Annotated in this window: 12 protein-coding genes and 1 pseudogene; 2 read left to right on the top strand and 11 right to left on the bottom strand. The window is 39.2% G+C overall.

Going from position 1 to position 12,559, the window contains the following annotated elements:
- The first annotated feature begins 74 nt into the window (after positions 1-74).
- On the top strand, positions 75-857 hold the full coding sequence (locus tag IPU53_RS01845) for a carbon-nitrogen family hydrolase (protein ID WP_207447465.1): 783 nt from the start codon (positions 75-77) through the stop codon (positions 855-857).
- Positions 858-904: 47 nt separating this feature from the next.
- On the opposite strand, the gene IPU53_RS01850 is transcribed toward IPU53_RS01845, so the two are convergent.
- The 4 genes from IPU53_RS01850 to IPU53_RS01865 all read right to left on the bottom strand — a co-directional run bounded on the left by IPU53_RS01850 (position 905) and on the right by IPU53_RS01865 (position 5,407).
- Entirely contained in the window at positions 905-1,390 is a 486-nt protein-coding gene (locus IPU53_RS01850; protein ID WP_207446987.1) for a hypothetical protein, read from the bottom strand.
- On the bottom strand, positions 1,390-2,178 hold the full coding sequence (locus IPU53_RS01855) for a DUF3100 domain-containing protein (protein ID WP_207446989.1): 789 nt from the start codon (positions 2,176-2,178) through the stop codon (positions 1,390-1,392). The genes IPU53_RS01850 and IPU53_RS01855 overlap by 1 nt, the downstream gene beginning before the upstream one ends.
- Before the next feature lie 15 nt (positions 2,179-2,193).
- Entirely contained in the window at positions 2,194-3,447 is a 1,254-nt protein-coding gene (locus IPU53_RS01860; protein ID WP_207446991.1) for a M20/M25/M40 family metallo-hydrolase, read from the bottom strand.
- A 130-nt stretch (positions 3,448-3,577) separates the two neighbouring features.
- A complete protein-coding gene (locus IPU53_RS01865) occupies positions 3,578-5,407 on the bottom strand; it encodes a metallophosphoesterase family protein (RefSeq protein ID WP_207446993.1) in 1,830 nt (609 codons plus the stop codon).
- Positions 5,408-5,605: 198 nt separating this feature from the next.
- Between IPU53_RS01865 and IPU53_RS01870 the strand changes: the two genes are divergently transcribed.
- Positions 5,606-6,058 carry a YndM family protein gene (locus tag IPU53_RS01870; RefSeq protein ID WP_207446995.1) on the top strand — a complete coding sequence of 151 codons (453 nt, stop codon included), beginning with the start codon at positions 5,606-5,608 and terminating at the stop codon, positions 6,056-6,058.
- A gap of 304 nt (positions 6,059-6,362) precedes the next feature.
- Here the strand turns inward: IPU53_RS01870 and hprK are convergent, their stop codons facing one another.
- From hprK to mgtE, 7 genes and pseudogenes are all read right to left on the bottom strand, one after another.
- Positions 6,363-7,292, bottom strand: coding sequence for an HPr(Ser) kinase/phosphatase (hprK, locus tag IPU53_RS01875; RefSeq protein WP_207447467.1), 930 nt, complete (start codon positions 7,290-7,292; stop codon positions 6,363-6,365).
- Between the two features lie 185 nt (positions 7,293-7,477).
- Positions 7,478-8,626: a GNAT family N-acetyltransferase gene (locus IPU53_RS01880; protein ID WP_207446997.1), complete on the bottom strand. Its 1,149-nt coding sequence runs from the start codon at positions 8,624-8,626 to the stop codon at positions 7,478-7,480.
- A gap of 30 nt (positions 8,627-8,656) precedes the next feature.
- On the bottom strand, positions 8,657-9,388 hold the full coding sequence (locus IPU53_RS01885; protein WP_278253227.1) for a sulfite exporter TauE/SafE family protein: 732 nt from the start codon (positions 9,386-9,388) through the stop codon (positions 8,657-8,659).
- A gap of 163 nt (positions 9,389-9,551) precedes the next feature.
- Positions 9,552-10,154, bottom strand: coding sequence for a class I SAM-dependent methyltransferase (locus tag IPU53_RS01890; protein WP_207446999.1), 603 nt, complete (start codon positions 10,152-10,154; stop codon positions 9,552-9,554).
- Between the two features lie 15 nt (positions 10,155-10,169).
- Positions 10,170-10,271: a DUF6688 family protein gene (locus IPU53_RS25530; RefSeq protein ID WP_396019881.1), complete on the bottom strand. Its 102-nt coding sequence runs from the start codon at positions 10,269-10,271 to the stop codon at positions 10,170-10,172.
- 131 nt (positions 10,272-10,402) lie between these two features.
- Positions 10,403-11,245, bottom strand: a complete 843-nt coding sequence (locus IPU53_RS01895; protein ID WP_207447001.1) for a DUF6688 domain-containing protein — start codon at positions 11,243-11,245, stop codon at positions 10,403-10,405.
- A gap of 305 nt (positions 11,246-11,550) precedes the next feature.
- Positions 11,551-12,510: pseudogene (mgtE, locus tag IPU53_RS01900) on the bottom strand (magnesium transporter); the annotation flags it as partial.
- Between the last annotated feature and the right edge of the window lie 49 nt (positions 12,511-12,559).

Raw genomic sequence — 12,559 nt, forward strand, 5'->3', positions numbered from 1 at the left:
TATTCTCAAATAGTTGCAATTCTAAGCCAAATCTTATAGTCTTTAAGTCAACTTGTCTAGGGGTGTGATGTATGATGAAAATTGGATGCATTCAATTGGATGTCGCTTTTTCAGATCCGAAAAGGAATTTTACTGAAGTGGAAAAGTTAGTTGGAGCAGCCGTTGCACAAGAAGCTGAACTTATCGTCCTGCCTGAATTCTGGAATACAGGCTTTGATTTGCCTCATCTTGAGGAATTAGCGGACCAAGATGGAACACAAACAAAGAGCCTCCTATCCAAACTTTCTAAGGAATTAAACGTTCACATTATTGGCGGATCGGTCGCTACGAAGAAAAATGAGCATTTTTATAATACGATGTATGTCTACTCCAATCAGGGTAAATTAGTCAGTGAATATGATAAAGCTCACCTTTTCCAATTAATGGATGAACATTTATATTTGCAGGCTGGAGATAGCATGAATCGATTTTCCTTAGATGAAATCGAAGCAGGCGGCGTGATTTGCTATGACATTCGTTTCCCCGAATGGCTACGAGCCCACGCTCTTGCTGGCGCCAGGGTCTTATTTGTCCCCGCTCAATGGCCAAAACAACGTGTCGATCATTGGAAAGTGTTACTACAAGCACGGGCGATCGAAAATCAATGTTTTGTGATTGCCGTCAACCGCCGTGGAAATGACCCCAATAATGAATTTAGCGGCCATTCAATGATTATTGAACCATGGGGTAATGTACTTTGGACAGGAGCAGAAGATGAGGAGCTAGCGGTAATTGATGTCGATTTTTCAATTGTAGATGAAATCAGAGAACGAATCCCTGTGTACGAAGATAGACGACCAGAACTATATAGGGCCTGACCCCCGCTGTGATAAAGCATTAACGCGGTGAGGGACAGGCCCCGGGTTTATTTTCCCGATATAAATAAGCCGAACTGAGCAAGCAGGGCGCTTCCTATGTAGGTTCCGGTGAAAACAAATACGGCGACAATCGCAACTTTCCAGGAGGTTTTTCGCAAGTCGACTAGGCGATCGGCAACCGAAATCCCTGCAAAGGTTAAGATCGGTGTGGTGATGGATAGAAAGTCGACAGCAGCGATTGCTTGTACAAAGAAGTCTGAAACCATACATAGAACTAAGGAAACGATTGATACCCAACCAAGAATTGGGAAGTCACGAATGACTTTTACTGGTACTTTTTGCATAATGTCTGAGATCAGAATACCAATCATCGAAAAGGCCCAAAGCACAACCAAACCGGTAATGGTCATCATCGTGATTGGGGTCGATTCTGGATCTTTCAGGAGCTTAATTTCTTGAGTAAACAGAATCAAAGCGACACTAAGCAGAAGTACAAGACTAAGCTTTATATATTTATTTGATAATTTCTCCATTATTTATCCCCCCTGATAAAGAGTCCATACATGAACTTTTGCAGTGGGGCAGCTAGAAACACCATTGTGAAGGTTCCTAAGAAACTTGTTAATAGTTGACTAGCGGAGGCATAGGCTCGAATGGTCTCCCCTAGTTCCGGCATGCGCGCTACTAATGTTGAGGAAGCGGCCGTCATCATACTTCCCGAGCCAACCCCTGACGCCATAGCGAGCGCTTCGACCCGGAAGCCGATATCTAAAAGCACAGGCGCAAATATACTAAAGAAGATCGCTCCAAATAATGTACCAATAATATAGAGAGAAAGCACCCCTCTTCCTTCAGGTGATTCCAATGTATATTTTTCAGAGATATAAGCAAGCTCGCCTTCTCGTCCGATTCCAAGTGTTGCACCAATCGCCTCTCTTCTCAAACCAATTAAAAGGGCAATCGGAAGACCTAAAACAACAGTACCCAGATTTCCTACTTCCTGAATCAGGAATACCCAGCCGATACTCAAAATTTCTTTTAATTTTGGTGCAACATCTGCGCCATACCTTGCCATCAAAGGCAACATAATAAAAATTAAATACTTACTCGCAAAGTTCACATTTTCTTTACTATATATTTTCTTTAGAATGCCTTTTCTGAAAATTTGAATCCCCAAAATCATGGTGATAATAATAGCAAAAACAAGTGGCAAAAAGCCGATAGTAAACTTACCAATTGGAATAGATTGAAAGCCAATCCCTTCCGCAATCGCAATTACGACCATTACAAAAATCAGTAAGAACAGAAAATTCTTTTTCATGATGCCACTCCCCTGTTAGTCTACAATTGTCTGAATTAGTGCTTCATATTCAGTAAATGAACGCTTATATAACTGATTTTTGTCTACTTTCCCATTCATATACTTAAAAACTTCGGATAAAAATTCAGGAAAAATTTCAAATAGAAACTCTTGATCAATATCGATAAAGTCATCCCCATGAATCGTACCCGTAAAACCGCTATGACCGATTTGAATACAAGGAATCATAAAGGATAAATCGCCAATATCTCCCCCTGCACTAATCGCATTATTGTCAAGGAGAACATCAATTTTCTCATTTTGTTCAAACGTTTCTCTTACAAACTCTGAGAGATAGCGATGCTGTTTGAAAGGGAGATAACCCATTTGCGTTTGGATATCAACTTCCCCCTGAAGGGCGATCGCACTTCCCTTTGCTGCATCGTCTAATTTTATAGCCGCTTCTTTGATATAATTAACAGATTGCGCTCGCAAATCGGTCCCGACGACGATTTGATTAGGAATCACATTTGTCGACATATCCGATTCCATCACGATCGGATTAATCCGCACCATTTCTCGTTCATTCATTTGCTGTCTCGCTAAGCCAACCGCCACATTAAACAGGGTTGACATGCTATAAGCATTTTTCGAAGAGAATGGATCAAAGCCTGCATGGGTTGCCTTTCCTTTAAATTCATAATATTTATAAAGGAAACCTGCTAAAGCCGTATTAATATCAATCGTTCTTTTATCAAACTCTCCCCCGATAGCATGAACACAAACCGCACAATCAATATCATCAAACACACCAAGTCGCATCGCTTCCGGTTTCCCGCCATAATAAGAGATAGTTCCATTTTTCAAAAGCTCGTCCCGATAACGAAGATCCAAATATTCCTCTGCCGGCACAAAAACAAACACAAGCTGATAATCAAAGTCCTCAAAGACCTTTGACTGATATAAATACTTATAAAGGGCTAATGCTATTGCTACTTGCGTATAATGACCACAATTATGAGCAGCACCTGTATCAGGATCTGCGTTTCGGTGAGTCGGCGCATAGACGGCATCTAATTCCGCTATAAAAGCAATTTTTAGATCCTTGCCTTCCCCTAGACTAGTGCGGAATCCTGTTGTACTAAATTCGTCTAAAGTTAGCTCAGGATTAATCTTTTTTAAAAAGCTTACGATTGTTTCTTTTGTTTTGAATTCTTTATAACCCAATTCAGGATTATCGAAAATTTTCTCAGCTATTTGCTTAATTTCCTCATACTGTGTATTAAACATCTAGATGACCTCCTTGATGACTTTTTCATTATACACCAAAAACACGAATGAACAAATTAAAATATAAAATATTATTCGCATATATAGTTGTATATCACGAAAATAAGGCTTTCTCTTCTCTAACGTTCGATTAATCTTCATAGGGAATAAACCGATAATTCATTGTATCCTTATGAAGTGTTAAAAGCCCCTGCCCTAAAATATTGCCTTGTTCAGGTCCAACATATCCCTTTGAAGCGCCGTTTCCAGTAATCATATACTCCACACCATTAAGTGTCCATTGCCGAAGCACATGAAGATGTCCGAATAAAACTAGAATAGAAACTGATGGCTGTTTTTCCTTATATTGACTTAACATTCGCTCTAGCTTCCTAGCGTCTTGTGAATCCATTTGATGGGCTGTGCCAAAATCATCTCTTGTTGGAACATGAGTCACAATAATCAGATTCGGCTTCTGATTATTATTTAATAATTTTTGTAAATAATGAAATTGAGTAGAATCCGATACCGTGATACTTTGATCAAAGGCAGAATGTAAAAACACAAATAGAGTTTTTCCATATTCCATATGATAAGTAGGTGAACCAAACTTTTCCCTATATAAATCTAAATTTCCCTGAAATGCTTCATGATTACCAGGTGTCATGGAAACTGGGATCTTCTTCTCCATGTTTGCGAAAATGAGTTGCAGGTTTTGATATTCAGCTTCTGATGCCTGGTCCACGATATCGCCCATGTGAATAATAAAGGCAGGCTCTCTACTTGCAGCCAACTGAAAAGCCTTCATCCCACAATCAAATGAATGAGTATCAGGAATAACCACTACTTCTTGCTTCCCTTTTGGCTCTGGTAATGTTTGAATGTGAAACTTCCGCAACAGTGATTCAGCTTGATTTCCTGCACAGTCTTTTGCCGTTATCTTCAGCATATGCTTACCATTCACCAATCTATTTACAGGCAAGCCGTACCCCCAACCTGTCTCCATATCAAAATAAACCTCTAGTCTTTCCTCATCGACCAATACTTCAATGGAGTCTGGATCCACTCCTGACTTTTGATCGCTTAAATGAAAAGTGATACGTGGTGTTTCAGTTCTTTCCACCACTGTACTCACGGGTGTAACTTGTGAAAGAATCGGGGGATCTAAATCAGGACTTAAATCGATTTTATAAGTTTGGTCCACACATGGTAAAGAACGATTTCCTGCATAGTCCATTGCTTCTACATGAATATGGTAATCGCCCTTCTCGACTTCTTGAAACGAGCATTCAATGTATTGGTTATTCCGATCATAAATAGCATCTACTCGTTCGCCATTCACGTTCATTCGGATCGAATTCGGATCTACCCCCGTTTGCAAATCCACTACTTTAGTTGAAAAGGTAAAATGGTCTTTGTAAATCACTGGTGAACTTGGATGAATATCATAGAATTCGGGACCTACTAGATCTTCTAAATCGTCATAAACAAAACGAATATGATCCAAATAAAGATAACCTGTATATTCTTTTTGGCCTTGAAGTTCCTTATTCAGCTCTACAGCATAAATTTGTTCAAGCCGCAAAGGGAAAGCCCATTGAGGGTCAATCCCCGCATCAACATATTTCCATCCCATCCAATCGATATTCCCATTCGTTAAATTCAGCCATTTTCGCTCACCATTCCCATCTAGCAGTGTCGCTCGTATCCATGGTGAATGACCATCTCCATAAACCCATACACTAAGTTTTTCAGGTTTTCTTTCCGTTATAAGGGTTTCTTTAAAGCGAATATACATTGCACCATTTCCAGATTGCCAGCCGCCAAAATGGTAAGCAAGCTTTAAACTATATTGTCCAAATTTAACCTGCTCCCTACTTAAGGATAGGTTATAACTTGAAACAAATTGGTGGTTTGTTAAATAACGGGTTCTATCCCCATGATCAAAATCATCCAGTATTTTTGACTTTTCATCCAACAACAATTCACCCCCTTTACCTTGCTCAAGATATCGAAAAACGAAACCTCCAGACTATTTTAAGCCTTAATCTAATCTATTTTCCACTTGTTTTTTAAAAAGAGAGATTATACCTGCAACTATATGAGTGTTAGCTTTTTCATTTGGGTGAATAAAAAAGGAACTCCCTTGTAAAAATAAAGCTGAAGGAGTTGACACTGTATGGACCATTTAAAGGCGATTACCATTAAATTTTTAGCAAGCCTCGCCCTTTTATATATGATTTTAGGGATGTTTTATGGAATGTCATTTGCCAATGTATTTCTCATTACCTTAACACTAGGGGTTGTTTCTTATTTAATTGGTGATTTGCTCATTTTACCCAGAACCAATAACAGTATCGCGACAGCGGCAGATTTCGGTCTTTCCTTGTTTGTCATCTGGATGATGAGTATAGCCTTAACTACTGGAGCAAATTTATTTATGATGTCCCTTGTAGCTGCTGTAGGCATAACCATCTTTGAATATTTTTTTCATAGACTTATGGACTCTGAAGTAATAGGGGAAGATGAAAACCGTCTAAACACCCCTTCGAGAAATATGCAATACCAAACAGAGGCCTCTGAAGAGCTCAACGATGTAGAGGATGATGAACAAAATAGTAAAAAAGAGTAATGGAGATCCAATAAGGCTGGGACAAAAAGTGTTTTCATCAAAGAAAAAGCGAACTACTAGGGTACATATACCCGCTATGGAAATATACTTCGCTTTCCACAGGCGGGTGGCAAGTCTCCTCAGGCTTCGCCTTCCAGGTTCTTGCCGAGCTCTCAATTTCCGCAGGGTCTATGTATATTTCCTCTACTAAGGTAATGGGAGCCTTTAGTTATCTCTCAGTCTCATTGGATTTAAGTATTTACTCCTTGTTGACGATGGTAGACACTTTTTCAAGCTCTCCTTTTGGACAGCCTTCATTACATAATTATTGTTTTCTCGTGTCTTGTGTTTCTGGATCAATTCTTTGAATGAATTCTTCTGCTGCACTATACCCTTGTTGCATTAAATACCAATTATTCGCAGCCGCTTCAATTAACCCTGCTACATCTCGACCAGGCTGAAGTTGGATTTCTACATGTGGTACACGAACACCCATATATTCCTTAAACTTCTGATCGACCTCTAGTTCATTGTTTAAGGCACTACCTTCCCACTTCGTTAATTCAATGTCCAAGGAAATTCTTGTTTCATCTTGAAAAGCTCTTCTCCCATATAAGCGCACAACATTTAATAAACCAATACTGCGTAGCGCCAGAAATTCCCGGTTCGTTTCATTATGAGTACCTAATAAAGTCTGCGGGCTTAGCTTTTTCAACACAACTATATCATCTGCAATCAAGCGATGACCTCTGCCAATCAACGTATGAGCCGTTTCGCTTTTTCCAACTCCAGATTTCCCGCGCAATAAAATCCCCATACCCGAAACATTAAGGCAAACACCATGGATTGCAATTTCCTCCGCAAGCGTTTTGGTTAAGAAACTATCTATTTTGGCGACAAACTCTGGTGCGCTCTCAGAGGTTCGCAACAAAGGAATACCTTCCTGATCACAAAAGCGCTTTAAATATTTTAAACCATCCAATTGATCTGTCACGATAAAACAAGGTGGATGATATTTCACCACATTGCCAATCCGCAGCTTTCTTTCCTCTTGGGTCAGACTATGTAGATAGGTTACTTCTTTTTCACTTAATATTTGTACTTGTTCCATTGGGAAAAAGTCAAAAAAACCGATAAACTCTAGGCCGGGACAATGCGTTTTAGGCTTTGTAACTGGCCGCTGCAGTTGACTCGCTCCCGCTAAAACAGCTAACGAAAACTTTTGTACCAAATGTTCAACTGTGATTGATTCCACCTTAAATGACACTCTCCGTCCTTTTACTTTCACCTATATGAGGTGAATATTATTATCCATATTAACATGAAACCGTTCTATATAATGTGACTATGCTGTGTCAATTAGAATGAACTCCTACTGTACATTGTAGGACTACAGGTACGGCGGCGAAGCGCCGCTCTATTTACCTGTTGACAGCCCCATTAGAAAAAGTCTGGGAAATAAGTGCTTTGGTTTGGAATCATGGTTTCTAGCTGTGCAAGTTGAGTCTGACTACCTTGTATAGCCTCCACTTCAACCAGCTCTGTGACTGTTTTATACCCCAGCATAAGGGCGGATAATTGATTAATTGTCAATTCGATCGCCTTTTCCTTATCCCTTCCACCTATCTTCCTTACTCCAGATTCAGACAGCGCAAAGACACCGTCATTCCACGGGGCAACAGGGTCCTTTACCCTCAATGTTAGTGATGTATGATTTTTAGATGACCAAGTGAACTGCTGTAAATACTGCTCGACATCAACAATCCTCGCCATAAAATAAGGAGATACCTCCATCTTCACACGCGGATTTTTCATAATATAAGGTAATGGCTCAGAAAGGGAGGTCGAGATTTCCACCTTTTCTATCATAGAATCATGTTGGCCAATAAACGCCCATAACCCCTTTCTAGCTTCATGGCTAAGAGCAATAAATTCAGCCACCTTCATTTTACTTTCCTTGACAGAATAAAGAAGATATCCTTCCGGTTTTCCATTTGATGAATAATGGATAGCAGGAGTCCAAGATTGTAAGTGATCGAACCACCAAGTTTGCTCACGAACAAGCATCCCAGAATAACGTTCGCTATACGCTTCATAAACATTCTGCAGATCAGGATGATAGGCCTTTTTTTGGAGACGAACGATCTTCCCTTGACTTTCAGGGATAGATAAATCTGCTGTTTCTATGGTCAGATTACGCACATCCGAGAAAATCTCCCAACCAAATTTCCGGTAAAAATCAATCGAAAAAGGATGGAGATAGGATAATAACTGCCCCTTTTCCTTCATCACTTCCAAAGCGGCTGTCATCAATCCTCGAATATGCCCTTTTCTGCGATATTCAGGATAGGAAGCTACACCTGCAATCCCTCCCATCGGAATCTGCTTGCCTTGCTGATACACCTCAAACGGAAGAATTTGCAATTTAGACGCTAATTTCCCTTCATCAAAAATACCGAGAATATGCTGATTCGCCATTTTTTCATTTTTCTTCTCCATTTCTTCAGCCGAAAGTTCATATTGAAAAGCATACATGGATAAATGGGCGACTTCATCATAATGCTCAGATGTTAAATTTACAATATTCATTTATAATCTCCCCTAACTTTGTAATAAGCCTTAACGAGCAATAAGCAAATAAACCCCTGTAAATAACAAAATAATATAGGTAAAAATCCGAAAATAGCGTTGGTTGATCCAACGGTATAAAATTTGCCCAAAAAACAGGCCTATAAATACAAGCGGTAAAGCTCCAACACTTGAAATCCAGACTGTTTGATTTGTGCCAACAAATATCACCTGAATTAGTAAACTAATGAGATAGATAAAGAGATAAAAAGCTAAGGTTGTCCCCCTTAATTTTTCTTTCTCTGTATCCGTTCCCGAGAAATAGAGTAAAAGAGGCGGACCAGGCATGCCAATACTCGTTGTTAACACCCCCGATAAACCGCCTGCTATAAAATCTCTCGGTTTTGTCCGTGCAATGCGAAGATTCATAACCAAAAGCAAAGTTAAAAGTAAAATAATGACACTTACTCCCAACTTTAACCGGGGAATATCCACAAATAAAAAGATAAGTAATCCTACAGGGAGCCCTACAATACTGCCGATTACAAATCTTTTTACAATTTGAAAATCGATATCCTTTCGAATCTTTCTAATTAATGCACAAGAAATGATAAGCGATAAAATTAAATTAATTTGGATAGCTTCCATAGGAGAATAGAGCAAGAGTAAGAATGGTGTAGCCAAAACGGAAAATCCAAAACCCGTACTTGTTTGCAAAATAGAAGCAAATAAAATAATGATTACAAAGAGAAATATATCCAAAAAAACACCTATTTTCTTCATCTGATCCTTCCTATTTTAGCATAGTGGGAAAGGGGGTTAAATGTAAAGGTCCAGAATTTTTAAAAGGAAAATCAGATACGTAGAAGCAACCAAGTTTCCTCTTAAAAAAGCAAAAGAAAAAGGTCCTAATCTTACTGGATAAGACCCTTCTCTTCTGCTAATACTAGACCCGATAAATTAGAAATCGCTCGTTCTTATTCTGTTCATACCAATCTACCACTTGTATTTCTTTCAACATTTCAAAGGGAGTATGAGTCTCCAAAAATTCAAGATAATCTAAGGACGGATAATATAGAATGAGATCAACAGAACGCGGATGTTGTTTCACCGACGTTAGGATCTGACCAACAACTTTTTTAAAAATATGAACAGCAAATGGATTAAAAAAGTAAAAGCAATGATCCCGGGAGTGCACCTGATACTTTTCCGCAGGGCAACATGTAAATTGAATATGATCAAGTGCCCCTTTAGTTCTCTCCCGATAACGGCCTAGATTAGCCTCTGCTTCATCACAACGCTTCTTACTCACCTCTATCCCCGTCCCCGACAGCCCAAAACGATGATGGAGATAAAATAAAAGGCGACCCTTCCCACAACCATAATCAACAAGATAAATCATCCTGCTTGATTCATATTCACGAAAAAGCGTATCTAGCGCCTGATAAGGGGTAGCTTCATAGGGATGATATTGCGCCAAATGAAGCGGCCAATCCTGTGTACCAGTCGTCTCAATACCAAGCAGATGATCATATTCATGTTCATTCACACAAAAAACTCCTCATTATTTTTTAGGAAATATACGCTCCCGCACTCCACTATATTGGACATGAATGCGATTTTCAGGCTTAATATCCACTATATAGAGAATGATTAAAAAAACCATTCAAGCGGCTTCATCAGCAAATAAAGTGAACCTTCAATCAGTGGGGGGTTCTTTCATCCCCACTAATTGTTAGTTGAACCAATCGGGCTTTTACGGGCAGTGTATCCTCCACCTATGCTCCTCCGTATTCTTTAAAGCCTTGAGGTGGGGGTATTACTGCCCGTTAATGCGGGATAAACGAGATCAGCCGACCATTTTGTCCGAATATGCTTACTAATAGGATAGCCATAATGATCATACATACGGCGAATAGGCTTATGAACTTTCGGCATATATTCCTCTAGCAAATGTTCAAATGCATTCGCAATTAACAATTGGCGGTTCACTACTATTCTCGATCCATGACGAATCCCCACGCGAATGGGCTTCACCAAGCTTGCATGCCCCGTCACGGAAACCGTACATAAATAATGGCCATCTCCCGGTACCATTTCCGGAGGGGGAGCAGGAATCTGAGAAAGTCGAAAACTGCTTGTCTCCAAAAAGGCTTGGATAGAACTATCTGGACGTTGTCCCAATAGCACTAAAACAAGTTGAATCACCAAAAATACCGGAAAGAGAAAAAGAGCCCATAATCGAGGGATCTTTTGGTAATGATTAGTAATACGAAAAAGAAAAGCTATAAAAGCATTGGGATGTTCAATCCCTTGTTCTTCTTGAACTATTATGAAAGATTGCATTGACTCATTCAGTTTTGCAATGTAGAGGAAACTTAATGATCCCAAGCCAATTTGCAGCAAAATAATCCCTAGTGATTCAATTAGATTTGTATATAAAAATCCAGTATGCAGCAAATATACAATCGTAAATAAGATCAATATAAGTAACAAGACACATTGAATCGTATATAAAATAGGAGAAAGATTAACCTTCTTAGTATTTAACAACCAATAAGCGATCATGCTCAAACATAGGAAGATAAATAAGGTAAAGACATGATGCCCAGAAAGGGAGGCATATCCGTTCAAGGACATGCCATTTTATTCATATACCTTTAAGGGTTCTCCACCTGCATACCGTGACTATCGAAGAAAAGACCTAAGGCCAAAATGCAAAAGATGCCCAGAAAACTTAATCCTTCTAATCTTCTGGCTCTAACCTTCTTGTTTTCACTCATCTTAGCGAATGATCTCGGGAAAAAACTATAAACCATTTTGGTACATGCATAGACCGGTATGGCGATAACACCTAAAATGAAAATCCAGATAAGAATAAATACCAACCCCAATGTCTTTTTTAGATTTAAATTGCAGAAAAACTTCTAAAATGAATAGACATTTCACATAATCCTTGTGATAAACATCGTGGCAATGCCAAAGTAAATAAGCAAGGATAGAATGTCATTAATCGTCGTAATTAGCGGCCCAGAGGCAACAGCTGGATCTGCTTTACACTTATAAAGAATAAGCGGGATAATCGTTCCAGCAAGTGTCCCGATAATCAGCGTAGCCAAGAGCGAGATACCAACAACAAATCCAAGCATCAAGCTTCCTCTCCATACATAGGCGACAATCGCAATGATAATCGCGCAAGTAAGTCCAATAATAATTCCGACCAGTAATTCTCTCCATAAAAGCTTAGTAGCCTTTTTCAAATCGAGTTTTTCTGATACAAGTCCACGAACGACAACAGCAAGTGATTGTGTGCCAGTATTTCCGGTCATTCCCGCAATCATTGGCATGAAAAAGGCAAGGGCGACCACTTTTTCTAATGTTTCTTCAAAACTTTCAATGATTCCCCCAGAAATTAGTCCAATGAATAATAATAAGATGAGCCACGGTAACCTTTTACCAGCTGCTACGATCGGACGGGTTTGAAAATCAATTTCCTTGCCAGATGCTGTAAGCTTCCCAATATCTTCATCTGCCTCCTGATGAATAACATCAATGATATCTTCTACATGAATAATCCCCATCAATTGTTTCCATTTATTAACAACGGGAATCGAAACAAGATCTTTATCTCGGAAAACTTTGGCTGCTTCTTCTTGGTCCAAATCTGCTGGAAAATAAACAAGATTCTTTTTCATAATATCCGCAAGTCCCTCTGTATTGTTTGCGGCTAATAATTCACGTACCGATAATACCCCTGTTAACTGTTGATCGGCATCAATCATATAGACATAATGAATATTTCTTTTTCCTTGTACTTGTTCTCTTAAATGAAGAATAGCTTGCTCTACTGTACAGGATTCTTGTAAAGCAACGTATCCTTGTTTCATTAATATTCCCGTTGTTTCGTGTTCATAAATGCTGTGATTCATGTTGAGAACCTCCTTCTAAAGATGA

It is taken from the genome of Bacillus sp. SD088 (assembly GCF_017355205.1).
Classification (GTDB): Bacteria; Bacillota; Bacilli; order Bacillales; family Bacillaceae_C; genus Lederbergia.